22 protein-coding genes are annotated in these 23,731 nt (G+C 53.4%); 16 read left to right on the forward strand and 6 right to left on the reverse strand.

What is annotated here, in order from left to right:
* Positions 1-13: 13 nt before the first annotated feature.
* Entirely contained in the window at positions 14-1,747 is a 1,734-nt protein-coding gene (locus tag ACQ3G7_RS11055) for a potassium/proton antiporter (protein ID WP_430889833.1), read from the reverse strand.
* Between the two features lie 128 nt (positions 1,748-1,875).
* A complete protein-coding gene (gene ldcA, locus ACQ3G7_RS11060; RefSeq protein ID WP_430889834.1) occupies positions 1,876-2,787 on the reverse strand; it encodes a muramoyltetrapeptide carboxypeptidase in 912 nt (303 codons plus the stop codon).
* 100 nt (positions 2,788-2,887) lie between these two features.
* Between ldcA and emtA the strand changes: the two genes are divergently transcribed.
* Positions 2,888-3,499, forward strand: a complete 612-nt coding sequence (emtA, locus tag ACQ3G7_RS11065) for a membrane-bound lytic murein transglycosylase EmtA (protein ID WP_430889835.1) — start codon at positions 2,888-2,890, stop codon at positions 3,497-3,499.
* On the opposite strand, the gene ycgR is transcribed toward emtA, so the two are convergent.
* Positions 3,500-4,231 (reverse strand): flagellar brake protein YcgR, encoded by a 732-nt coding sequence (gene ycgR, locus ACQ3G7_RS11070; protein ID WP_263100527.1) that lies wholly within the window; start codon positions 4,229-4,231, stop codon positions 3,500-3,502.
* A 213-nt stretch (positions 4,232-4,444) separates the two neighbouring features.
* Here ycgR and ACQ3G7_RS11075 point away from each other — a divergent pair, with 213 nt between their 5' ends.
* Complete coding sequence (locus ACQ3G7_RS11075; RefSeq protein WP_430889836.1) at positions 4,445-4,696, forward strand: GlsB/YeaQ/YmgE family stress response membrane protein; 252 nt, start codon at positions 4,445-4,447, stop codon at positions 4,694-4,696.
* 153 nt (positions 4,697-4,849) lie between these two features.
* On the opposite strand, the gene ACQ3G7_RS11080 is transcribed toward ACQ3G7_RS11075, so the two are convergent.
* On the reverse strand, positions 4,850-5,629 hold the full coding sequence (locus ACQ3G7_RS11080) for an SDR family oxidoreductase (protein WP_430889837.1): 780 nt from the start codon (positions 5,627-5,629) through the stop codon (positions 4,850-4,852).
* Positions 5,630-5,738: 109 nt separating this feature from the next.
* On the opposite strand from ACQ3G7_RS11080, the gene ACQ3G7_RS11085 reads away from it, so the two are divergent.
* Positions 5,739-6,089, forward strand: coding sequence for a winged helix-turn-helix transcriptional regulator (locus tag ACQ3G7_RS11085; protein ID WP_430889838.1), 351 nt, complete (start codon positions 5,739-5,741; stop codon positions 6,087-6,089).
* 128 nt (positions 6,090-6,217) lie between these two features.
* On the opposite strand, the gene ACQ3G7_RS11090 is transcribed toward ACQ3G7_RS11085, so the two are convergent.
* Positions 6,218-6,685, reverse strand: a complete 468-nt coding sequence (locus ACQ3G7_RS11090) for a nuclear transport factor 2 family protein (protein WP_263100887.1) — start codon at positions 6,683-6,685, stop codon at positions 6,218-6,220.
* Positions 6,686-6,774: 89 nt separating this feature from the next.
* Between ACQ3G7_RS11090 and ACQ3G7_RS11095 the strand changes: the two genes are divergently transcribed.
* A complete protein-coding gene (locus ACQ3G7_RS11095; protein WP_430889839.1) occupies positions 6,775-7,353 on the forward strand; it encodes a TetR/AcrR family transcriptional regulator in 579 nt (192 codons plus the stop codon).
* A 47-nt stretch (positions 7,354-7,400) separates the two neighbouring features.
* Here ACQ3G7_RS11095 and ACQ3G7_RS11100 read toward each other — a convergent pair whose 3' ends face one another.
* On the reverse strand, positions 7,401-9,101 hold the full coding sequence (locus tag ACQ3G7_RS11100; protein ID WP_430889840.1) for an alpha,alpha-trehalase: 1,701 nt from the start codon (positions 9,099-9,101) through the stop codon (positions 7,401-7,403).
* Between the two features lie 1,003 nt (positions 9,102-10,104).
* Here ACQ3G7_RS11100 and ACQ3G7_RS11105 point away from each other — a divergent pair.
* The 12 genes from ACQ3G7_RS11105 to ACQ3G7_RS11160 all read left to right on the forward strand — a co-directional run bounded on the left by ACQ3G7_RS11105 (position 10,105) and on the right by ACQ3G7_RS11160 (position 23,636).
* Positions 10,105-10,599, forward strand: coding sequence for an SH3 domain-containing protein (locus ACQ3G7_RS11105; RefSeq protein WP_263100533.1), 495 nt, complete (start codon positions 10,105-10,107; stop codon positions 10,597-10,599).
* Between the two features lie 24 nt (positions 10,600-10,623).
* Positions 10,624-11,130 (forward strand): type VI secretion system lipoprotein TssJ, encoded by a 507-nt coding sequence (gene tssJ, locus ACQ3G7_RS11110; protein ID WP_430889841.1) that lies wholly within the window; start codon positions 10,624-10,626, stop codon positions 11,128-11,130.
* 24 nt (positions 11,131-11,154) lie between these two features.
* Complete coding sequence (gene tssK, locus ACQ3G7_RS11115; protein ID WP_263100535.1) at positions 11,155-12,498, forward strand: type VI secretion system baseplate subunit TssK; 1,344 nt, start codon at positions 11,155-11,157, stop codon at positions 12,496-12,498.
* Between the two features lie 17 nt (positions 12,499-12,515).
* Positions 12,516-13,754: a DotU family type VI secretion system protein gene (locus ACQ3G7_RS11120; RefSeq protein ID WP_430889842.1), complete on the forward strand. Its 1,239-nt coding sequence runs from the start codon at positions 12,516-12,518 to the stop codon at positions 13,752-13,754.
* Between the two features lie 2 nt (positions 13,755-13,756).
* Positions 13,757-17,368 (forward strand): type VI secretion system membrane subunit TssM, encoded by a 3,612-nt coding sequence (gene tssM / locus ACQ3G7_RS11125; protein WP_430889843.1) that lies wholly within the window; start codon positions 13,757-13,759, stop codon positions 17,366-17,368.
* Between the two features lie 17 nt (positions 17,369-17,385).
* The gene (gene tagF / locus ACQ3G7_RS11130; RefSeq protein ID WP_263100538.1) at positions 17,386-18,096 is read left to right on the forward strand and encodes a type VI secretion system-associated protein TagF; all 711 of its coding nucleotides are present in this window, start codon (positions 17,386-17,388) and stop codon (positions 18,094-18,096) included.
* Positions 18,097-18,107: 11 nt separating this feature from the next.
* Complete coding sequence (tssA, locus tag ACQ3G7_RS11135; protein ID WP_430889844.1) at positions 18,108-19,121, forward strand: type VI secretion system protein TssA; 1,014 nt, start codon at positions 18,108-18,110, stop codon at positions 19,119-19,121.
* Positions 19,122-19,195: 74 nt separating this feature from the next.
* Positions 19,196-19,720, forward strand: a complete 525-nt coding sequence (gene tssB, locus ACQ3G7_RS11140; RefSeq protein ID WP_061496513.1) for a type VI secretion system contractile sheath small subunit — start codon at positions 19,196-19,198, stop codon at positions 19,718-19,720.
* Between the two features lie 3 nt (positions 19,721-19,723).
* A complete protein-coding gene (gene tssC, locus ACQ3G7_RS11145) occupies positions 19,724-21,226 on the forward strand; it encodes a type VI secretion system contractile sheath large subunit (protein WP_263100540.1) in 1,503 nt (500 codons plus the stop codon).
* A 67-nt stretch (positions 21,227-21,293) separates the two neighbouring features.
* On the forward strand, positions 21,294-21,722 hold the full coding sequence (locus tag ACQ3G7_RS11150) for a Rap1a/Tai family immunity protein (protein WP_430889845.1): 429 nt from the start codon (positions 21,294-21,296) through the stop codon (positions 21,720-21,722).
* Positions 21,723-21,993: 271 nt separating this feature from the next.
* The gene (locus ACQ3G7_RS11155; RefSeq protein WP_017457017.1) at positions 21,994-22,476 is read left to right on the forward strand and encodes an Hcp family type VI secretion system effector; all 483 of its coding nucleotides are present in this window, start codon (positions 21,994-21,996) and stop codon (positions 22,474-22,476) included.
* A 329-nt stretch (positions 22,477-22,805) separates the two neighbouring features.
* Positions 22,806-23,636: a lysozyme inhibitor LprI family protein gene (locus tag ACQ3G7_RS11160; protein ID WP_430889846.1), complete on the forward strand. Its 831-nt coding sequence runs from the start codon at positions 22,806-22,808 to the stop codon at positions 23,634-23,636.
* Positions 23,637-23,731: the final 95 nt, after the last annotated feature.

Below are 23,731 nucleotides of genomic sequence, written 5' to 3' on the forward strand. Positions count from 1 at the left end.
CACCCTGAGGCGGTTATTCCGCCTCTTCTTCTGCTACCCGGACACCGACTTTCACCACGGCGTTGTCCGCCTTTTCTGCCACGGTCCAGATCATCCCGGCAAATTCCACCTGGTCGCCAACCACGGGCGCAGCACCCAGCAACTGCTGCACGATATCGCCCAACGTCTGCTGTTTATCACGGTATTCCAGTCCGTCTTCCAGGCCGTAAATCAGCGCCACGTCGGCAAATTTGGCATTCGCTTCAAGAATAAAATCGCCGAAAAAGCGTTGATCCAGCGCCACCGGGGGCGACTGGCTGAACAGTTTGCCCAGCGCGGGCAGGTCACGCTCACGGCCAATGACGCACAGAACATCGCCTTCACGCAGCCGGGTGCTGCCCGTCGGGTGCAGCAGGCTGTTACCACGGAACAGCGCGGCAATGCGTGTCTCTTCCGGCATGTGCAAATCGCGAAGTGCTGCGCCGACACACCATTTATCGGCGCTCAACTGATAAACAAACTGCTCCCACGGATTATCCGGATGAATATCCAGACCCACGCGTGAGACCGGCCAGCCTACCGGCGGAACCACCACTTTGGCTTTTTTCGCCGCCCAGGAGAGTGAGGTCCCCTGAAACAGCAGTGAAATCAGCACCACGAAAAACGCCACGTTGAAGAACAGACGGGCATTGTCCAGCCCCGCCATCATCGGGAAAGTGGCAAGAATAATCGGCACCGCGCCACGTAGCCCCACCCAACTGATAAACACGCGCTCGCGCAGGTTAAAGCCGCGAAACGGCAACAGACTGGCGAACACCGACAGGGGACGCGCAACAAAAATCATCCATGCTGAGAGGATCAGCGCGGAGAGGGCGATCGGCCACAAATCGGAAGGTGTCACTAATAACCCCAGCACGAGGAACATCGCAATTTGCGCCAGCCAGGCCAGCCCGTCAAAGTTTTGCAAGATGCCGAAACGGTTGCGGATGGGGCGATTCCCAAGCACAAAACCACACAGATACACGGCCAGGATCCCGCTGCCGTGTAAGGCGGTGGTCAGGGAAAACACCAGGATACCACCGCTGAGCGCCAGCAACGGATACAGCCCTTGCGGCAGGGCAATGCGATTGATCATCTGTTGCAGCAGATAGCCGCCCGCGCCGCCAAGCAGAATGCCGAGACCGAACTCCTGCACAATATGCACCAGGAACATCAGATCGAGATCAGCCTTATGCTTCTGAATCATCTCAATCAGCGTAATGGTCAGAAATACCGCCATCGGATCGTTGCTGCCGGATTCAATTTCAAGCGTCGAACCCACACGTTCGTTCAGCCCTTTGCCGCCAAGCAGTGAAAACACCGCTGCTGCATCGGTGGAGCCGACAATGGCGCCGATTAACAACCCTTCCATGATGTTGAGTTTAAACAACCAGGCCGCCATCATGCCGGTCAGGCTGGAGGTCACGAGTACCCCAACGGTTGCCAGGGAAAGGGCCGGGCCGAGGGCAACGCGAAAGGAACTGGCGCGAGTACGCATACCGCCATCAAGCAGAATGATCGCCAGCGCGAGGTTACTGACCATATAGGCGAACGGATAATTATCGAACGGTATGCCGCCAATGCCGTCTACGCCGGCCAACATACCAATCGCCAGAAAAATGACCAGAATCGGGATTCCGAGGCGTGATGAGAAGGAACTTAATAAAATACTGCAGGTTACAAGAACTGAACCCAGAATAAACAGACTGATTATCGCCTCAGCGTCCAATGTTATGCCTCTCCTTATCCCGTCATGACAAATCCGAAACCCGGGCTGCGTCCGGCAGCCTGGATCCATTCAACGCATTTATAATAACGGCAGAAACAACGTTTTAATAAGGGCATTAAGCGCTTTTTTTATACCGACATCACGGGATGACCCGACAGGGTCAGTTGAGATTTTTCAGCATGTTGCAAAACAGCGTGGGCGCCTAACGGTAAGGTGACGGTTTGCGGCTCATGACCAAACGGCAGTCCGCTGATCAGCGGAATGTCCAGCCGTGAACGCAGGTATTCAACCATCGTAGTAAGATTGTAGCCTGCATCGTACTCGTTGGGTTGTGCATGCGAGAAACTGCCGAGCACCAGTGCGTTTTGTCGCGCCAGAATACCCGCTTGTAACAGTTGTAATAACATGCGCTCCACGCGGTAGGGGTGCTCATTGATATCTTCCACCACCAGAATGCCGCCTTCGATTTGAGGTAACCAGGGTGTACCAATAAGCGAAGTCAGCATGGCCAGGTTGCCACCCCAAAGCTGGCCTTCAGTACGGCAATGCGGGCCTTCGCCTTGCCACTCCACGGTATAGGTTTTATTGCGTAATGCCCGCCAAAAATGTTCAACGGTGAATGCATCCTGCGGCTCTGCGCCAAAGTTACCCGCCAGCATCGGCCCGCTAAAGGTGATCACATTGCCCGTGGCCAGCAGGCCTGACTGAAAAACCGTGAAGTCGCTGTGACCGCAAATCAGCAGTGGCTGCTGCTGCTGTCGCTCCGCTATCGCCTGCCAGTTAACCTCGCTAAGCAAGCGGCTGGCGCCATAACCGCCACGTACCGGCATAACTATCAGGTTCTCGCCGGGCAATTGCGCCAGCGCATTGAGATCGGCGAGTCGTTGTTCGTCGCTACCGGCAAACCGCTCGCAACGGCGGGTAATCACCTGCTGATTGCGGACATGATGCCCCTGTTGTTCAAGCTGTTTAACGGCAGAGGCAGCAGCCTGCTGATTGATGCAATAACCGGAAGGGGCGATCAGGTGGAAGGTGGACATGGCATTTCCTTGCTGACATCTATAGCGAAACAGTTATCATGCCGCTTACCTGTGTCGTTGTCATCCGCAGTGATGAATACCCCGAATAAGGATTGCTGGTGTGAAATTGAGATGGTTTGCTTTTGTAGTGGTCTTACTGGCCGGATGTAGCTCAAAACAGGATTACCGTAAGCCGGACTGGAACCCGGAAGTCCCGGTGAAACGCGCGATGCAGTGGATGCCTATAACCGAAAAAGCCGGTGCAGCGTGGGGCGTGAGCCCACGGCTTATCACCGCAATGATCGCGGTCGAGTCGGGCGGCAACCCGGATCTGGTGAGCAAATCTAACGCCGTTGGCCTGATGCAGTTAAAAGCGTCGACTGCGGGGCGCGAAGTTTACCGCCATATGGGATGGAGTGGTCAACCGTCCACCAGCGAACTGAAAAACCCGGAACGCAATATCTCAATGGGCGCTGCCTATCTCAGTATTCTCGAACATGGGGCGCTTGCTGGCATCCGCGATGAGAAAGTGATGCAGTACGCGCTGGTCGTTTCATACGTGAACGGCGCCGGCGCGCTACTGCGGACATTCTCCTCCGACAGAAGCGAAGCGATTGAAGAAATTAATGATTTGAGCGCAGACGCCTTCTTAAAACATGTGGTGGATAACCACCCCGCGCCACAGGCGCCGCGCTATATCTGGAAAGTACAAAAAGCGATGGACGCGATGTAATTAGCGCACCCGGCTGGCGCGTTCGCGCGCCTCGCGCTCCAGGGCAAAAATGATGCGCTGGAGTTCGCGCTCCACGCCCGGGCTGACATTTAAAAAGCGAAAACTGAGACGTGGCGTACTGATAGTTTCGTTTTTGCCGTCCACCACTTTACGCTCGCCGATGGCGATCAATTGCGCATCAAAATAGAACTGTCCCCAGGATGCCATATCCAGCTCAATTTTTGTAAAGCGCATCCCCGGTTCCAGCTTTTCAGGTACCGGGCCTTCCAGTAATGCACCCATCCCGCCCAGCGAAAGATCGTAGAGGCGGAAGCGAATCTCTGATTTATCGGGCATCAGCGCTTTACAGAAGTAAGCGGGATGCAAAGGGGCGATGATGCGGAAATATTCACGGCGCTGGATAAACCACAACGTCTCCGGCAGTGGGGTAAGAAAGGCCGGTAAGGCCTGATAATCTCCCGCCGAGAGTGCACCCAACGTAAATTCAACTTTTGCACCCTGCGTTTCGGCGGTTACGGTGACTTTCCCGGCGCGCTGTACCGCATTATTCTCGTAATCCTGACTACCAAAATCCATGATCAGCTCTTCTGGATTCGCGTCCAGTATTTTACTGATGAACTGGCCTCCGCCCCAGGTGATGCAGACAGGCACCTGGTTTTTCTGCAAATCGCGCAATACTCCCAGCACGGCCAGCGGATTTTGTTTCAGGAACTGCTCACTGTAATTACTCACGCCGAATGGCTCCTTGATGACTGACACACCGTCGTTGTTATATCGGCATTTCATCGGAGAACTTAATACAAACCGACACAATTTTTTTTAAGTCAGATTTGGATTAAGTCCGTGAGAAGAAAATGCTTTTACCATCGCCAACTATACTGTAGTCAACGCATCACCATTGTGGCTAGTGCGCTTAAACGAGACGAGTAAAAGGAGTTGAATAATATGGGTATTCTCGCGTGGATTGTCTTTGGCCTGATTGCAGGCGTTATCGCCAAGTTGATTATGCCCGGGCGGGATGGCGGTGGGTTTATTTTGACCTGTATTCTGGGGATCGTTGGCGCTGTAGTAGGTGGCTGGCTCGCCACCCGGCTTGGTTATGGCGGAGATATCACGGGGTTCAATTTACACAGTTTTATTGTTGCGGTAGTTGGCGCCATCGTGGTGCTGGCGGTATTCAGACTGCTGCGCAGGTAGTCTGGCTCCGGTTTCACAGACCCGTGTCGTGAAACCGCCATGTATGGTCTGAACGTTCAACCGCTATTGCCGTCATCTTCGCTGAAAGCCTGCCCTGGCCAGCGTTCCCTGATGATTTCAACGCTGCAGCGCCGGCCGCAGCGTTCCTTCTGCTTACACCGTTGGAACTGTGCCACCATCAATAACATACTCCGTCCCTGTGATCGTTGCTGCACGTGGTGAACCCAGGAACAGGATGAGATTTGCGACCTCAATGGGTTTTGATGGACGCCCTATCGGTATACCCCCGAGCGAGTTCATGATGATCTTTTTCCCACCTTCATAGTCGGTTCCTGCCTGCAGGGCGAGCCGCTCGGCCAGTGCCACTGATGCCTCTGTTTCGATCCAACCAGGCGCCACACGCAGTACGCGAATACCTTTTGGCGAGACTTCTTTCGACAGACTTTTACTGTACGTCGACAGTGCCGCTTTCGCTGCCGCATATCCTGTCGTCGATTCCGGTAAGGGCAGGTCGCGCTGAATTGATGTGACGTGAATAATGACACCGGCTCCCTGCTCAAGCATGCCAGGCAGCAATGCACGATCCAGTCGGACCGCTGGCAGGAGATTGAGGTTTAGCTCCTGCTGCCACTCTTTTTCGCCGAGCGCTGCGAATCCGCCACCTGGTGCTGTTGAACCGCCAAGCACATGAACAATGATGTCAACGCCCCCCAATCTGGCCTTTACCGCTTCCGCCACCTGGCGGCAACCTTCGGCAGTTGTCAGGTCTGCTGTGACGAAGTGATCCGCGAAGGTTTCATCAGGTTGCGTTCGTGCCGTGGTTAACACCTGCGCCCCCTGTTCGTGGAACAGGCCGACCACCGCTTTTCCGACACCTTTGGTGCCCGCGGTCACCAGTACACGTTTTCCTTGTAATTCCAGATTCATGGTCATCAGATGAGCTCCCCGTGCAGGGTTATGTACCCGTTGGTTTGTGATGCCGTCATCTTCGCCATATAGTGTGAAATCATCAAGAACGCACGAAAAAGTGAGTAACAGCCTAATGAGTAAGATTTACACCCCTGACACCGCGGCACTTGGCGTAGAACAGGTACTCCGGCTTCTGGAAGGTCGATGGAAATTGGTCATCCTGTTTCATCTGTTCGACGGGAAGGTGCAGCGCTACTCCGATTTTGGCAGACTGATCCCCGGCATTTCTCAAAAGATGCTGAGCCAGCAGCTCCGGCAGCTGGAAGCCGACGGAATCGTATCGCGGAAGCTGTATCCGCAAGTGCCGCCTAAGGTTGAATATCGATTAACGGAGTGGGGGCAAGCGCTGTGTCCTGCGCTCGATTCCATGCTGAAATGGGCAGAAAAACGGGAAGCGTTGCCATCACCTCCTGAAGCTTCTTAAGCATTGTCGGCTGTGAAAAGGGACGCCAGCCTTCCACTCACCTTTGGCGAAGGGAAAGCGGCGTTTACTGGCTAACGTAAATTAGCGCTATTGCGATAACGATTAAATAGAGACACTGGCGAGGTGGACTACAAACCCAGTTCGCTCAGACCGGGGTGGTCGTCAGGGCGAGGCCCCAGAGGCCAGTGGAAAAGACGTTCAGATTCGTTAATCGGCATATCATTGATACAGGCGTAACGGCGTTGCATTAAGCCGTCAGCGGCAAACTCCCAGTTTTCATTACCGTAAGAACGAAACCAGTTGCCGGAATCATCATGCCATTCATAGGCGTAACGAACAGCAATCCTGTTTCCCTCAAAAGCCCACAGCTCCTTTATCAACCTGTATTCCTGTTCTTTTTTCCATTTGCGTTGCAGAAATGCTTTGGCCTCGTCGCGGTTTTGCGCAAATTCCACACGATTGCGCCATTGGGTATCCAGTGAATAGGCAAGGGCGACACGTTCCGCATCGCGACTATTCCAGCCATCTTCGGCCAGACGAACTTTTTGAATTGCCGTTTCACGCGTAAACGGGGGTAATGGAGGGCGGTTAGTCATGGCGAGATCCTCGATAATGGTAAGTAGACAGATCTGTCTACCGGTGATAATCTGGACCTCCAACATAAACTTGTCAACAGTCACTCACGATGAACGTTAAAACAGGCATACCGGAAAAACGCAGTGCGAAAGAGAAAATCGTGCAAACCGCGCATGAACTCTTTTATCTGTACGGCATTCGGGCCACCGGCGTCGATAAAATCATTGAGTGCGCCCAGGTAACGAAAGTGACGTTTTATCGTCATTTCCCCAGCAAAAATGCCCTGATCCTGGCTTATCTGGAGTATCGGCACTCGCGTTGGATCGACTGGTTTAACACGACGATGGCCAGGCATATGCAGGCAGGGGCAGGCGACATCAGTGCGCTACTTTCCACACTGCAAGACTGGGCGGATGCGCCTGATTTTCGTGGGTGCGCATTTCTGAATGCCACCTCGGAAATGGGCGAAGCGTTACCCGATGTGATACAGGTGACCCGCACGCATAAGCTTGCGGTTGAACAGGCCTTAGGCGTTCACTGGAATCGTGCCGACCCGACGCTACTGTCAGCCAGTGTTATGGCGTTGGATGGCGCCATTATGCATATGCAAATGGGCAGGCCAGCGAATGAAGTGCTCGCTCAGCTTGGCATGGTTTTAACCGCGCTGCTTCACGAGGAGGAGGCGTGATCTCTTCCTGAACCAGGTACTCATTTCAGGAAGAGATCAGGGCGTATTTATTGCGCCACTTTTTGTGGAGCAGGCGCGGTCTGCGCCGGTTGTTGAGTGGGTTGCGTTTGCGGCACGTTGTCACACGGCTTTTCTTTAGGGCACACCAAATCAAGCATTTTCAGTGTGACGCCGTTGGTCCAGCCAAAACCGTCCTGCAACGGATATTCGCCTCCGCCACCGCCGGTTCCGGTGCTGCTGACGTCGTATTTTTCGACCAGTTTCTTCTCGCGATCGTAGGTGTGCTGCACATTGGTGAGAAAACGCCAACTCACATCCATCGCCAGTTTCTGATGATCATAGTTTTGCAGGCCAGCGGTTGCTATCCATTGCAACGGTGCCCAGCCATTCGGGGCATCCCATTGCTGCCCGCTGCTGACAGTAGTGGTGGAAATACCGCCAGGCTTTAACAAACGCCCCTGCGTTGCCGCGGCGACTTTATCGGCTCTGTCTTTGGCGGCAGCATTAACAAAAAGTGGATAGAGCGTGGCTGCGGTCAACTGATTCCGCACTTTTTTGCTCTTCAGATCGTAGTCCGCATACCAGCCTTCTTTATCGTTCCACAGATTGGCTTCAATGGCTTTCTGCCGCGCCGTCGCCAGCGCTTCATACTGGCTGGCTTTTGCCGCATCGCCGGAGACTTGCCAGCCGCGGGCCAGCATCTTCTCCATTTTAAACATCAGGGCATTCAGATCGACGGGCACGATGCTGGTGGTGCGGATAGTCCCGAGTTGGTTGGGATTGTCCATCCAGCGCGAGCTGAAATCCCAGCCGGACGCCGCCGCAGAGCGTAAATCGCGGTAGATGTCGGTGGCAGGGCGGTTAGGGTTATTTTTCGCCGTGGTGACATCGTCAAGCCATGACTCAGGGCGGGGCGTGTCGCGATCGTCCCAATAGCGATTCAGTACCGAGCCGTCGCTCAGTTTTACCACGCGTTTATTGGCCTGGCCCGCTTGCAGATTATCAACGCCATCCATCCAGTAGCGATACTCTTTTTCCATCTGCGGCAGGTACGTTTTCAGGGCTTCATCGCCATCGTGCGTGGCCAGCAATTCCACCATCAGAGCGAAGAAAGGCGGTTGCGAGCGACTCAGATAGTAACTGCGGTTGCCGTTAGGAATATGTCCCCACGTATCAATTTCATGGGCGAAGTTAGTTACCATATCTTCGATTTTGTCCCAGTGATCGCTTTCCGCAAGGCCCAGCATGGTGAAGTAGCTATCCCAGTAATAGACTTCGCGGAAACGCCCGCCAGGAACCACATAGGGCTTCGGCAGCGGCAGCAACGAATCCCACTTACCCGCGCTGTTGGTTGTCCGCGTCAGTACGGGCCATAACCCGTCAATATGTTCACGCAGACTCTGCCCGGCGGGCGGAACGTACTCTTCACCCTCTTTGGGCAGCGTGAAGTTCACATCTACAAAATGGCGCAGATCAAAACTGGTTTGATTGCGCTGCATACGGTAATCCGCGAGGATCATTAACGGGTCGCTATTGGGCACGGCATCGGCGAAGGTTTTTTGATCCGGAAACAGTTTTGCGCTTTGCACGTCGCTAAACAGGGGGCCGAGCAGAACATCCGGCGGTTGCGGGGTGTTTTGCGCTTGTTCCGCCATCGCCTGAGGGATTGCAATAAGCAATGCCGCACCAAACGCGACTTGCATCGCCAGCAACAGGGAGCGCGGGTGTCGCAATACAGGTCTTGCCATCGATTATTCTCCTTAATGGTACAGCGGTGCTGCTGTCATCAACCTTGCAGAAAACCTTAGTCGAATATCAGATGTATAGCGTGTCGCGTTTGGCATTTTGCGCTCTTCCAGATAATTTACCCGTCTGGCTATGAACAGAAAAAAGCCAACCGCAAACAGGGCGGTGTCTTTTTACCCGATAAGTGTCGCAATAATGATCATTCATAGGCAATTCGTTTGGATATATTGTCCGCAGTCAATCTTGCTTACAGTCCAAAACAGGTTGAAGTGTGCGTCAGGTCAATATTGCTGAATGGTTTCATTTATCTGTTCTTTATTTGGATGTAGCGTGACTTAATACTTTGGCGGTAATAAATACCATGCCAGGGCATAAAAAATGTTGCATGGTGGAACAGTCACTCAGGGAACTATCCATGGAGGAAATAGCTTTTTTTTAGTTAAATATATTTCAAAAAATATCCAAAAAATAACTGTAATAATCCGATTAGGTGACTAATCCATACTATTAATCTGGGTAATGAACTACCAGATATTGTAGGTTTTCAGTACCTCCCCGCTTTTTAGGATTCATCCTATCTCAAAATTCAATATATCCGCTACCTCTCATTCATTTGAAATATCTATTAATTATCATGATGTTATGCGTTAGTTTCTATGCATTATTAATTCATTTAAGAAGTTTCCTTTGCGGTGCTGAACTTAAGTGAAACTCCCTCTTGGGAATAATCCTATTTTGTTAAAAAATTAAATAATACTATTTCGACAGGTCGGATTTCATATTGAATAGAATCATCTGTTCTGTAAAATCATGTCACGATAGTCAATGAAAAGTAATATTATTGCAGCCTTGTCTCTGGCAAGACTCGTGCGGTAGCTATGCCTTTTTATTCATTATCAGAGCGTTTAGCTGGACAAGGATAAGGGTGATTCGGAGCCATCCGAATGAATCTTTCCAAAACGCTCCTGTTTAACACAGTAATATATTTGCAATGGAAAAAACTCTATGAACATGCGAATGGTATTGGCTCTTCTTTTTGTCTTCAGCGTTTCTGCGTGTAAAGCACCACCTAAACCCGCTCCAACTGATGACACTATTGTCACCAGCGAAGTGAACGGCGTGACCCTGACCCACCGTTATGCGGTCCATCCTCCGAAAGAGTTTGAACCCATCAAACAAAACTATCGCGCGCTTTACCCTGCGTCCGTCATGAGCTCGCCGGATTTTGGCGGCAAAATGATCCGTCAACTGGAAGCCGGCAAAACCTACGTGGTGTTGGGGCAGGTTGAACATTTTTGGATGGCGTTGGCCGATGACGGTCAGGAAGAGTTGATCGGGTATGTTCCGATGCGTGCAGTCGTGAAAAGCGAGCTCTACGATGAAACCTTGCGTAAAGACAGAAGACGTAAGGTGACGCCGAAAAAACAAACTTGCGTCTCTGTCGATGGCAGCAGCAAGGCCTGCAAAAACGCGAACTCTGGAACCTGGATCATCGATTAATCCAGCTGTGACGAGCGCCAAGCTATGAATAATAACTCTGTTGTACGCCAGATTACCCTGGTATTTTTCTTTGTGCTGGCCACCCTGGCCAGCGGTTGTGGATCTTCTTCACACAGCGTACCTACCAGCTATAACCTTCAGTTCAGGGCTCATCCGCAAATTAATGAGTCCGCCCCTCTTAAAGTCAGGGTGTTGCTGTTGAAATCGGACGCGACCTTTATGTCAGCCGATTTCTGGTCGCTGCAAAACAACGCAGATAGCGTACTTGGCGCCAACCTGCTGAACAGTGATGAATTCTTCCTGATGCCCGGTCAGCTTTCAAAAACGTTGAATGGGAAAAGTGCGCCGGAAGCTCGCTACATCGGCGTGATGGCGGAATATCAGTCGCTTGACGGCAAAAAATGGCGGATGTCCTTACCTCTTCCTGTCCAGGGAGAGACTCGCTTCTACGAATTCTGGAAATCGTCGTCGGATGAACTGGAAGCCAACATCTTCCTTGACGTCAATGGAATACGCGTGATTACCAGATAGCGCCAGCCTTAACAGGAAAACAGTATGAATAAAGCAGAAAAGGTCGTGTGGACCGAAGGTATGTTTCTGCGTCCTCATCACTTTCAGCGTGCAGAAAGCTACTTGCAACACCATATTCGTGAGTGGGGGACACTGCAACGTCCATACCTTTGGGGCTACCTTGATATCGAACTGGACGACGCAATGCTTCGCCAGGGCTGTATTGCACTGAGCTACGCCAGCGGTCTGCTGCCGGATGGTACATTCTTCTCTTTCCATGATGCCCGCCAGGCGCCCACACCGCTGGCCATCCCCGACAACATCAGCAATGAGCGCGTGGTGCTTGCGCTGCCCGCCCGCCGCGGCGGGCGTGATGAAGTTATTTTCAGCGAGGAAAAAGACTCGCTGGCGCGATACGTCACCTGGGAAAGCGAAGTGGATGATGATAACGCTCTGTCGGTGGGGCCGGCTGCTGTGCAGTTCGGGCGTTTACGCCTGAAATTGATGCTGGAAAAAGATCTCAGCGCCGAATGGACAGCCATCGGCGTGGCGCACGTGCTTGAAAAACGTAATGACAACCACATTCGCCTCGATACCCGCTACATTCCGCCGATGCTGAACGCGGTTAATAATGCACCGCTCTTCGCCATGGTGAATGACCTGCAGAGCCTGCTGACTCAACGTAGTCAACAGATCGGCCAGCGTCTGCGTCAGCCTGGCCGCTTTAATACTTCAGAAATGGTGGAGTTCACACTGCTGGCGCTGATCAACCATCACGTTGGACAGGTTGCGCATCTGAAGACGCTCCCGTCAATCCATCCGGAAGAGCTATGGCGCAGTTGGTTGGCATTTGCTACCGAGTTGACGACCTGGACGGCTTCACGCTCGCCGGATGAGACGTTGCCCGTGTATGACCATGACGATCTTGCCGGTTGCTTTAGCAAACTGCAGTTGATGCTCCGTCAAGGGCTCTCGCTGGTGATGGAAGAACACGCGATCCAACTGCCTCTGACTGAGCGTACTCACGGGTTGAATATCGCCACGCTGCCAACCACCACCATGGCACGGGAGTTCGGTTTTGTCCTTGCGGTAAAAGCCAGTGTGCCTGGCGAAATCCTGCAGACCCATTTCCCTGCGCAGATGAAAGTGGCGCCAGTTACGAAGATCCGCGATTTGGTCCAGTTGCAGTTACCCGGCATGAAACTGCGCACCATGCCCGTCGCGCCGCCGCAAATTCCGTGGCATGCCGGTTATAACTATTTCGAGCTGGAAAAAGGCGGCGAACTCTGGAACGAAATGGAGAAATCCGGGGCTTTCGCGCTGCATCTCGCAGGTGAATTCCCGGGTCTTGATATGGAGTTTTGGGCCATCCGTAGCCCGACTGAATAATACAGCGAGCATACAATATGCAGGAACAACAAGCCTCCGGCAGTGATGCCGCTCTGGCAGGAGCCAGCGGGAATAATCCCCTGGTCGCAGCGGCGAATCCGCTGCTCAATGCGATACCGCAAATCCGCCATTCGGTTTCTCATGATGATCAGGCGGGTCTGCGTCAACATTTGATTGATGAGATCCGTCGTTTTGAAGTGCGCTGCCAGCAATCTGGTCTGGCTTACGAGGTGATCGTTGGCGCGCGCTACTGTTTGTGCACCGCACTCGATGAAGCCGCAGCGCTTACGCCGTGGGGCAGTCGCGGTGTCTGGTCAGGTAGCGGCCTGCTGGTGACGTTCCATAACGAAACATGGGGCGGCGAGAAGTTCTTCCAGTTGCTGGCGCGGTTGTCGCAAAACCCGCGCGAACATATCGCACTGCTGGAGTTGATTAACTTCTGCCTGCTGCTCGGTTTCGAAGGGCGCTACCGCGTAATGGACAATGGCCGTACGCAACTGGAAACCATTAAACAGCGCTTGTGGCAAATGATCCGCGGTGTCCGTGGTAATTATCCACCGGCGTTGTCGCCGCACCCGGAAGATCAACCCGTGATGCGCAAACTGTGGCGTCCTGTGATCCCGCTGTGGGCGTGCGCCGGGCTGGCGGGTTTCCTCGCTTGTCTGTTTTACATCGTACTGAACTGGCGTCTGGGTGACAGCACCAATCCGGTGCTGGCGAAGATCTACCAGACCGCGTTGCCGGAAGCGTCAATTCAGCAGCCAGCGCAGAGTCTGCCGCCAGTGCTCAATTTGCGCGCTTTCCTGCGTCCGGAAATTCAGGCCGGGTTGGTCGCGGTTCGTGACGAAGCAGACCGCAGCGTCGTGACTTTAAAAGGGGATGGCCTGTTCGCGTCGGGTTCGACCGTAGCCCGTGACAGCTATGAATCGGTGATTAACCGGGTTGCGCAAGCGATGAATAACGTCAGCGGCAGAGTGTTAGTGGTGGGGTACAGCGATAACGTACCGATCCGCAGCGCGCGTTTTGCCTCGAACTATGAATTGTCGCTCGAACGTGCGCGCTCGGTGCAGTCACTGTTGCAAAAACATCTTTCGCGTCCGGAACGGGTGAAAGCCGAAGGGCGAGGGGAGATGGATCCTGTTGCGCCGAACAACAGTGCAGAAAACCGCGCCCGCAACCGTCGTGTGGAAATTACTTTGCTGGTGTCGCCGGATAACACGGCCGCCGAGCTGAACGGACTGCCGCAAGGAAACTAAGGATGAATATGTTGCTTTCATTGCTGACTAACCGCATTTTGTGGGGTTTCCTTGGCGTAACCGGGCTGGCTGCCGTGATCTGGATGATTGGCCCGCTGCTCTCCGTCGTGGATTCCCGACCGCTGGAGTCAGAGCAAAACCGCATGATCACCATTGCGGTGATGTACCTCATTTGGGTGCACAGCCATATTGTGCCGCGTTTGTATAACGCGTGGCTCAACCGCAAGCTGATGGACAACCTGAAAAGTGAAGAGGCGAAAGATCCCACCGAGCGTAAGCGCCTGACTAACGAAGATCAGGTGCTGAATGAGCGTTTCGAAGAAGCGGCTCAGGTACTGAAAAAAGCCCACTTTAACCAGCCGGGGCAACGTGGGCAGTGGACTCAACGCTTCAGCACGCAATATCTCTATCAACTGCCGTGGTACGTCATTATTGGTGCGCCGGGTTCAGGTAAAACCACGGCGCTGGTTAACTCCGGCCTGCAGTTCCCGCTGGCGGATCGCTTCGGTAAAACCGCGCTGCGCGGTATTGGTGGTACGCGGAACTGCGACTGGTGGTTTACCAATGAAGCCGTGTTGCTCGATACCGCAGGGCGTTATACCACCCAGGAGAGTGAGCAGGCGCAAGACGCGGGTGAGTGGCTCAATTTTTTGGGACTGTTGCAAAAATACCGCCGTCGCCAGCCAATTAACGGTGTCATTGTCACCATCAGCATCGCTGATCTGTTAACTCAGTCAGCAGAGGCCTCACGCGAACAGGCGCTGAATTTGCGCCAGCGTCTGACCGAGTTACATGAACAACTGGGCATTCGCTTCCCGGTGTATGTGCTGGTCACTAAGGCCGACTTGTTAAAAGGTTTCCGCGCCTATTTTGCTGGTTTTGATAAAGCGCAGCGCGACCAAATCTGGGGCTTCACTTTCCCCTGGGAGAAAGCGAAGCTGGCGGATTTTGATCTGCAAGGGAGCTTTATTCAGGAATTTGCACTGCTGCAACAGCGTCTTGATGCGGGATTGCCTGATACGCTACTGCGTGAAAGCGATGCGCAGGCGCGTGCGGAGTGTTTCCTGTTCCCACAGGAGTTTGCCGCTCTGCGCCCACTGCTATCTGACTATCTGAATGCGATTTTTGCCCGTTCCAACTTTGAGACCGAATTCTCACCGCGCGGTATCTACTTTGCCAGCGGTACGCAGGAAGGTCTGCCATTTGACCGGGTCATGGGTGAGCTGAACCGCGCGCTGTCACTGCCGCAGGGCAAGTCCGGCGATAACTGGGATTCGGTCAGCAAAGATGAGCCGGTGCCAGGAGGAAAAGGGCAGAGCTTCTTTATCAAGCACCTGCTGCAAAATGTGATTTTTCAGGAAGCGGGCATTGCCGGGCAAAACCGCTGGTGGGAGTTGCGTAGCCGTGCCGTCATCTGGTCCGGTTATGCGGCATTGCTGGCGCTGCTGATTATTATTAGCGTGCTGTGGTTCACCAGTTACGGCAACAACCGGAATTATCTCGATGAAGTTCAGGCGAAAGTCCCGGCGCTGGATCAGCAAATCAAGGCGTTGCGTAATCGCCAGCAGGGCGATCTTTTTGCGCTGTTGCCGCTGCTCAACGGCCTGTCTGAATTACCGCAAAGTGAAGCCTTTGATATCAATAACCCGCCAGTCACCCGCCGTATGGGGCTGTATCGCGGTAATGATGTCGCAGATGCCTCGCAAACGCTCTACCAGAAGGCCTTGCAGCAGATGTTGTTGCCGGAAGTGGCAATGCGCATTACCACCTGGCTGCGCAACGATAACGGTAGTGATGTGGAATACAGCTATGAAGCGCTGAAAGCCTACCAGATGCTGTATCAGCCGAAGCATTATGACGGCAAGTTCCTGCTCTCTTGGGTGACGCTTAATCTGCAGCGCAACTTGCCGCAAAACGTTACCAAAGCACAGATTAATCAGCTTGAATGGCATCTGCGCCAGTTGCTGGAGCCGCAAATTCAGTCGTCGCCGTATGCAAAAGACGATGCGCTGATCGCCCGTGAACAGGCAATGATCAATCAACAGCCGCTGTCGACGCGCGTTTATGGACGTCTGAAACGTCTGCTGGAGCGTGACGACAACCTTAAACTGGTGTCGCTGGCAACGTTAGGTGGCCCGCAAAGCGAACTGGTTTTTTCGCGTAAAAGCGGTAAACCGGTTGGTGAGGGGCTGCCTGGCCTCTATACACCGGATGGCTACTGGAACGTTTTTAATGCGCAGATTGTCCCGGTCACTACTTCATTACATGAGGACGATGCCTGGGTACTGGGCTCCACCACGCAGCCGGAGGATAAGCAGCAGACCGATAATGCTGTCCGCCAACTGTATGCCCGCGACTTCATCACGCTGTGGGATGGCTTCTTAAGCGATATTCAGCTTAACAACAGTGCCGACCTGAACCAGCGAATTAATACGGCACGTCTGCTTTCCGGTAATAACTCGCCGCTGCGCCGTCTGGTGATGAACCTGAGCCAGATGCTCAAACTTACGCGTGAAGAGCCGGGCGACAGTAAGGATAAAGCGCAAGAGAGTGGTAATCGCGGTACGCAGATGCTCGAAACCTTGTTCAGCAATCACGACGGCGCGGCAGCGGTGACCAACGCTGCGGCAAGTCAGACGCCAGAACAGCGGGTGACGGAACACTTCGCGCCGATCATCGAACTGGCGCAGCCGCTGGAAAAAGGTGGCAAAACCATCGTCTTTGATGATTTTTTGAAACAGGTGGATGAGTTGTATCGCTATCTTACTGCCGTGCAGGATGCCGCCAACAGCGGCATGCCACCGCCCGGCGGTGAAGCCATTAGCCGGTTACAAGCCAGCGCCGGGCGTTTACCGGGTGGTCTGCAAACCATGTTCAGTAATATGGCGGTAGGCGCGAGTAGTGATACCCAACGTCGGGATCTGGAAAATGTGCGTAAGCGCATTAGCGTAGAAGTCGGCAGTTTCTGCCGTCAGGCGATTGCCGGGCGCTATCCGTTGGTACGTTCCGCCAGTACAGAAGTTACGCCGGACGATCTGGCGCGCATGTTTGCACCGGGTACCGGATTAATGGACGTGTTCTTCCGCGACAACCTGACGAATAAAGTCGATACCACGCAGTCCAGTTGGCGCTTTATGCCGGGTATTGATGGCAAAACCCTGCCGGGAAGCGAAGGGGTGCTGGTGCCGTTTCAGCAGGCGCAATCTATCCGCGATGCCTTCTTTGCCAACGGCAGCGCGACCCCGTCATTCCGTACCACGGTGCGTACGGTGCGGATGGATAACACTATCCTTACTATGACGCTGGACGTCGATGGTCAGATCTTGCGTTACAGCCACGGTCCGCAGGCGGTTCAGGTCGTGAGCTGGCCTGGTTCAGGGGGCACCAATCAGGTGCGTATGCAATTAGGCCTGACCAACGGTACTACCGCGACGCTGGTCACGAATGGGGCCTGGGCATTGAATCGCTTCTTTGATAAAGCGCGCGTCAGCCCTGGCAGCAGCAGCCTTAGCCGCCAGGCAACATTCACGGTTGACGGGCATCAGGTCACGCTGGAGTTTGCGCCGAACAGTATCCGCAACCCGTTCCAGCTTCCCCGCTTCGCATGTCCTTGAACTGCAAAGGAACGCCAATGACTACGACTTCTGCAATTAGCTGGTATGGCAAACTGCCCAGTGCGGGCGATTTTTTACAGCGTCGTTTTCCGGACGCGCTGCAGCGTCAGTGGTCCCACTGGTTTCAGGTGGGGCTGATGACCTGGCAAAAAGAGGAACAACGTGCAAGCGACAGGCAGTTCGGCAACGCACCGATCTGGAATTTCGTTGTGCCGCCGATGCTGGGAGGCCAGCAGGTGCAAATGGGCTGTTTATTACCAGGACGCGACAGCGTCGGGCGGCAGTATCCGGTTTGTGCGCTGATGGCGATTAACCCGCTGGAGTGGTCTCCGCGTCATCTGGCGCAGGCGGGCGACTGGTACCAGCATCTTGGGCGGACCTTATTGCACGCTGTTCGCAATGGTTACTCGCCGGAGCAGCTCGATCAGGCCTTGTTGTCGATCCCCCCAGTGCAGTTGGTGGAGCCGGAATCACGCTCGGAAATTCTGGACGTGATTGGTTACGAAGGCGATGGCGAAACGTCGATTGGCTGGCGACAAGCCGCTGAGTGTTTTGATCCGCTGCGTCAGATCAGTTTTTGGTGGACCAACCGCAGCGACGGTTACCCGCTTTACACCCATGTACATAGCGGCAATTTTACCGGTCAGTTGTTTACGCTGTTGTTTGATCCGGCTGGGGGGGCAAGGCCAGGACGACACGGTCTTTACCCACCCATGTTTGAAGAATAAGCAGGTTGCGGATGACGATTGAAACTTTACTTACTCCGGTCAGTCCGGAGCAGCCTTGTGGTGAAAACCTGGAATACGACGCTGACTTTCTGGCAATGGAACAGGCAAGCCAGGGAAAAGCCGAGCAGCAATTCGGCAGCACAATAATTCCGGCTGAACCTGCAGACTGGAACCGCGTGGAGAAACTGGCCACCAGCTTGCTGGAGCGGACAAAAGATATCCGGGTGATGCTGGCGCTAACCCATGCATGGACCCGTCGCCGTGGTCTTGAGGGTTATTCTGACGGCCTGATGTTGTTGGGGCAGGCACTGGCGTTGTACTGGGATCATCTGTGGCCATCGCTGAACGATGGCGGCGAGTTCGACCCGTTCTACCGGATTAACGCGCTGGCAGCGCTGAGCGACAAATCGGACCTGACTGCCACATTGCGCCAGGCCACTTTGCTGCGCAGTAATGGCGATGAGCTGAACGTGCGTGATGCACAGGCGTTGCTCGACGGGAGCAAAACCGAATGTGCGGGCTATCCGGGCGGGCGGGTGCGTCTGATTGATGAGCTGACGCGCGGTGGTCAACCGGGCATTGAGGCTATCGGGCAAATCGAAGGGCGTTTGCAAACGATCCGTTCATGGCTTCTGGAACAACTTGGCGAAAGCGGGGTGCCGGAAATGGAGCAATTACTGAAAAGCGTCGGGATCATTGCCGGCGTCAGCCGTGCAAACCATAGCGATGCGTTGCAGGAAACGCCGGAACAACCGGCGCAAACAACCAATGAGCCGCACCCCGTTGCCGTACCACTGCCAGCCATGGCGGACTGGCGCAGTGCACAAGTGACCACGCGGGCGGATGCGCAACTGATGCTGGAAAAAGTGAAGCAGTATTTTACCCAGCATGAGCCAAGTCACCCCGCGCCGTTGATGATTGACCGCGTCCAGCGGTTAATCGAACTGGATTTTATGGAGATTATTCGCGATCTGGCGCCCGATGGCGTGAATCAATTGCAAAACATCTTTGGGCGTCAGGACTGACGCGTACCGCGTTATGACCGCAGGCACGTCGCCTGCCGTCTAACCTTCACCGCGCATATTCGATGGAGAACATCATGGCAATAAGTAACAGTGGTCAGAAATTTATCGCACGTAACCGTGCGCCGCGCGTACAGATCGAGTACGACGTGGAAGTGTACGGCGCGGAGCGCAAAATCCAGCTTCCGTTTGTAATGGGTGTTATGGCGGACCTGGTCGGTAAGCCGGTGGAGAACTTACCCTCCATTGAGGATCGTAAATTCCTTGAAATCGACGTCGACAACTTTGACGAGCGCATGAAAGCGCTGAAACCGCGCGTGGCGTTTAACGTAGACAACACCCTGACCGGCGAAGGTCGCCTGAATGTGGACTTGACCTTCGACAGCATGGACGACTTCCTGCCGGATGCCGTCGCCCGCAAAGTCGAACCTCTGAACAAACTGCTGGAAGCACGCACTCAGCTGTCCAACCTGCTGACCTATATGGACGGTAAAAACGGTGCGGAAGAGTTGATCGCCAAAGTGTTGCAGGATCCAACACTGCTGAAGTCCCTCAGCCAGTTACCCAATAGTGACGAAGCCGCGCAAGGTAAAGAGGAGTAAACCATGAGCAATCCTTCTCAACTGCAAGAACAGCAGCAGGGCGCACAGGCTTTTAGCCAGGATGAATTTAGCGCGTTGCTGAGCAAAGAGTTCCGTCCGAAAACGGACCAGGCACGTTCCGCTGTAGAAAGCGCAGTGAAAACGCTGGCCCAGCAAGCGCTGGAAAACACCGTTACGTTTTCCAACGACACCTACCGCACCATTCAGAATCTGATTGCCGGTATTGATGAAAAACTGTCGCAGCAGATTAACCAGATCATTCACCACGAAGAGTTCCAGAAACTGGAAAGCGCCTGGCGTGGTCTGAACCACCTGGTGAACAACACCGAAACCGACGAGATGCTGAAAATTCGCTTTATGAGCATCTCCAAGCAGGAACTTGGCCGCAACCTCAAGCGCTTTAAAGGCGTGGGTTGGGACCAGAGCCCGCTGTTCAAGAAAATCTATGAAGAAGAGTACGGCCAGTTCGGTGGTGAACCGTTTGGCTGCCTGGTCGGCGACTATTACTTTGACCACAGCCCGCAGGATGTGGAACTGCTTGGCGAAATGGCGCGCATCGGCGCGGCGGCGCACTGCCCGTTTATTACCGGTACAGCGCCAAGCGTAATGCAAATGGAGTCCTGGCAGGAGCTGGCGAACCCGCGCGACCTGACCAAAATATTCCAGAATACCGAATACGCTGCCTGGCGTTCGCTGCGTGAGTCAGAAGATGCACGCTACCTCGGTCTGGTCATGCCGCGCTTCCTGTCGCGTCTGCCGTACGGTATTCGCACCAATCCGGTGGACAGCTTCGACTTCGAAGAAGAAACCGATGGCGCAAACCACAATAACTATTCATGGGCTAACGCCGCCTATGCGATGGCAACCAACATCAACCGCTCATTCAAAGAGTACGGCTGGTGTACATCAATCCGCGGCGTGGAATCGGGTGGTGCGGTGGAAAACCTGCCGTGTCATACCTTCCCGAGCGATGATGGCGGTGTGGACATGAAATGCCCGACCGAGATTGCGATCAGCGACCGTCGCGAAGCCGAGCTGGCGAAAAACGGCTTTATGCCGCTGATCCACCGCAAAAACTCCGACTTTGCTGCCTTTATCGGTGCACAGTCGTTGCAGAAACCGACGGAATACCACGATGCTGATGCCACCGCCAACGCGCGCCTGGCTTCGCGTCTGCCGTATCTGTTCGCCTGCTGCCGTTTTGCGCACTACCTGAAGTGCATCGTGCGCGACAAAATTGGTTCTTTCCGTGAACGTGACGAAATGGAACGCTGGCTGAACGACTGGGTGATGAACTACGTCGATGGTGACCCGGCGAACTCCTCCCAGGAAACCAAAGCCCGCAAACCGCTGGCTGCGGCGGAAGTGCAGGTGCAGGAAATCGAAGATAACCCGGGCTACTATGCCGCTAAGTTCTTCCTGCGTCCGCATTATCAACTGGAAGGTCTGACGGTATCTCTGCGTCTGGTATCTAAACTGCCATCGCTGAAAACCAAGGAAGCGTAAGTAAAACAGGCCGTAAACCATGTGCGTTTGCGGCCTGAAGGATTTTGTCAGGGATCGAGGAAAGGGAATGAAAATTCATACAGTGATAGCAAGCAGTCTGCTGATTTTATCGGCGATGGCCTGCGCGCAGACACAACGTTATGAATACCCCAGAAGCGAATCGTTGCCGGAAGATGATACGTCGATTTTCCCGCGTGATCCTGCATTGCTTACCCACCAGGATCTCCACATGAGTGGAGAACGCTTTTTCAATGCGTGGACATCCAGAACCAACGAGCGTGAGCGCATTAAAGCCGATCTCTATCTGTTGGGGGTACTGGATACCACGGAAGGAAAAGTCTGGTGCGGTTATAACAGGCTAAAAACGATTTCGATACATGAAGTGGTATATTCGTATTTTACTGCGCAGCCGGCAGCGCGTTTACAGCAAGAACGCGCCACTACGCTTATTCTTGAAGCAATGACTCAAAACGGTAAATGCAATAAAAGAAAATAATCGTGAAAAAGATGATACGTCGGAATTATCTGATTTCGAAATTGCGCCATTTTCTTTAATAAAGTGCGGATACATTAAGCTACACACAGAATTGATGAATTATTCCTCTCATGTCGAGGGAATGAGTATTTCTGGATGGATATATCATCTATTCGGGAATAATAGAGGCAGAGGTAAAATATGGACGGTTTTATTCGGCCCCATGCTTACCCGTTTGCCATATAAGCGCTTTTTCGAAAGCAATATTTATCATTAACGAAGAGTAAATATTATGGCTATTGATATGTTTCTGAAGGTCGATGGAGTTACGGGTGAATCTAAAGACTCTAACCACACCGGCTGGACTGATATCACATCTTTTTCCTGGGGTGCATCACAACCTGGAAATATGAGCGTTGGCGGTGGCGGCGGTGCCGGTAAAGTCAATTTCAACGACCTGCATGTTAACGCACTCATTGATAAATCGACGACCGCTATCCTGAAACACTGCGCCAGCGGTAAACACCTGACCAAAGTTGAACTGTCTGTTTGTAAAGCAGGCGGCCAACAGGTGGAATATGCACGCATTACACTGGAAGATGTGCTGGTAACATCTGTTCAGTACACCGGTGCAGACAATGGCGACACCGTGGGTGTTACCTATGCATTCCAGGCTGCGAAAGTGAAACAGCAGTACTGGGAGCAGTCTTCTTCCGGCGGTAAAGGTGCTGAAACTTCCGCAGGCTGGAACATCAAGGAAAACAAAGAAGCGTAAGCACTCATGGCGATCCCGTAAGGGATCGCTACTCTTTTCGGAATTGGGTATGGCGAACTCTCTTATTTCTGTAAAACGCCTCCGGGAAACCAACAATTCTACTATTTCGACTTACAAAATATCCGGATGCACAATCAAAGGTTATTGTATTGAGCGTCCAGGGCCAGCATATGAATGCGGCGGGCCAGGAACGTTCAAGGGTATGCTAAAAAAAATCAGTATGCCGATGTTGAGTGCGCTTTGCGCCCTGCCAGCCATAACGTCTCAGACGCTGAAAAATGGCGTATTGCGAGTGTACTAATTGCCCGGCCGAGGAAAAGTAATAAAAAATGCCCGGATGCACAGATAAACTTAAACAGCACTACACACAGCTCTTCACCGCAGCAGCACTTTTCGCAGCGGCAAACGCCATTGCAGCGACACCCGCAGAAGGGATTAGCGGACAGTGGCGCATTGTTAGCGTCAATACCGATCAGCGCGCCATGACCTATCCCGCCACTAAATACAACGACCCGCGGCTGGTGGGGCGAGTCCTGAACTTCGGTCAGGATGCCATTCGCGGCGATGCAGATGGTGATATTGACTGCCAGCAACCGACATACCGTTCGCAGCCAGAAATGACGCTGAATGCCGCCATTCAACAAACGTCCGGCGAACACAATGATGCGCCGGTTACCCCTGTGGCGGAGGATTACGAGTTAAATATTCCCGGTGATCAAAAAATTACGCCGCTGCTGGTCAGCTGTAAGCAGGGCAGTTTGGGGCCGGACGGCGTGGTGATGAAAAACTGGGTCGCGCAGATCGCTGCTGACCGGTTGATCACAAACTGGTCTGAAAATGGTTATTTAATGTTGCAACGGGTAAAACTTGGCGAAAAAACCGCGCCGGGTTTTTCATGTAACGTTAAGCTAAGCACCGTTGAAAAAACCATTTGTGACAGTGATGAACTCTCTGCCTGGGATCGCAGTGTTACCGATGCATACCGGACCTGGCAGTCGGAGCAGGAAGAGATCCAGCCGGCAGATAAGGCGGTAATGGACACGATGAAATCAGAGCAGCGGGCATGGCTGGCAAAACGTAATCAGTGCCAGAGTGATGCGGCCTGCATCGGGAAAGCCATGCGTGAGCGCGTCTCTGAGATCATGAGCAAGGTTTATTAGCAGTTCGATAAAACAAGGACAGGTTTTGACCTGGCGCGTTCGCGCCGGGTTACACCGCCACCGTAAAGACTTGTTGTTGTCAAACGCAGCCGCTT

Origin of the sequence: Kosakonia sp. N21 (assembly GCF_050587465.1) — a bacterium.
Lineage (GTDB): Bacteria > Pseudomonadota > Gammaproteobacteria > Enterobacterales > Enterobacteriaceae.

Coding starts and splice junctions, on each gene's coding strand:
- tssK (WP_263100535.1), top strand. CDS start 11,155: ATGAATAAAGCAGAAAAGGTCGTGTGGACCGAAGGTATGTTTCTGCGT.
- tagF (WP_263100538.1), top strand. CDS start 17,386: ATGACTACGACTTCTGCAATTAGCTGGTATGGCAAACTGCCCAGTGCG.
- tssM (WP_430889843.1), top strand. CDS start 13,757: ATGAATATGTTGCTTTCATTGCTGACTAACCGCATTTTGTGGGGTTTC.
- tssA (WP_430889844.1), top strand. CDS start 18,108: ATGACGATTGAAACTTTACTTACTCCGGTCAGTCCGGAGCAGCCTTGT.
- ACQ3G7_RS11155 (WP_017457017.1), top strand. CDS start 21,994: ATGGCTATTGATATGTTTCTGAAGGTCGATGGAGTTACGGGTGAATCT.
- tssB (WP_061496513.1), top strand. CDS start 19,196: ATGGCAATAAGTAACAGTGGTCAGAAATTTATCGCACGTAACCGTGCG.
- ldcA (WP_430889834.1), bottom strand. CDS start 2,787: ATGTCCACCTTCCACCTGATCGCCCCTTCCGGTTATTGCATCAATCAG.
- ACQ3G7_RS11160 (WP_430889846.1), top strand. CDS start 22,806: ATGCCCGGATGCACAGATAAACTTAAACAGCACTACACACAGCTCTTC.
- ACQ3G7_RS11085 (WP_430889838.1), top strand. CDS start 5,739: ATGAGTAAGATTTACACCCCTGACACCGCGGCACTTGGCGTAGAACAG.
- ACQ3G7_RS11080 (WP_430889837.1), bottom strand. CDS start 5,629: ATGACCATGAATCTGGAATTACAAGGAAAACGTGTACTGGTGACCGCG.
- ACQ3G7_RS11105 (WP_263100533.1), top strand. CDS start 10,105: ATGAACATGCGAATGGTATTGGCTCTTCTTTTTGTCTTCAGCGTTTCT.
- tssC (WP_263100540.1), top strand. CDS start 19,724: ATGAGCAATCCTTCTCAACTGCAAGAACAGCAGCAGGGCGCACAGGCT.
- ACQ3G7_RS11075 (WP_430889836.1), top strand. CDS start 4,445: ATGGGTATTCTCGCGTGGATTGTCTTTGGCCTGATTGCAGGCGTTATC.
- ACQ3G7_RS11150 (WP_430889845.1), top strand. CDS start 21,294: ATGAAAATTCATACAGTGATAGCAAGCAGTCTGCTGATTTTATCGGCG.
- ACQ3G7_RS11095 (WP_430889839.1), top strand. CDS start 6,775: ATGAACGTTAAAACAGGCATACCGGAAAAACGCAGTGCGAAAGAGAAA.
- tssJ (WP_430889841.1), top strand. CDS start 10,624: ATGAATAATAACTCTGTTGTACGCCAGATTACCCTGGTATTTTTCTTT.
- ACQ3G7_RS11090 (WP_263100887.1), bottom strand. CDS start 6,685: ATGACTAACCGCCCTCCATTACCCCCGTTTACGCGTGAAACGGCAATT.
- ACQ3G7_RS11120 (WP_430889842.1), top strand. CDS start 12,516: ATGCAGGAACAACAAGCCTCCGGCAGTGATGCCGCTCTGGCAGGAGCC.
- ACQ3G7_RS11100 (WP_430889840.1), bottom strand. CDS start 9,101: ATGGCAAGACCTGTATTGCGACACCCGCGCTCCCTGTTGCTGGCGATG.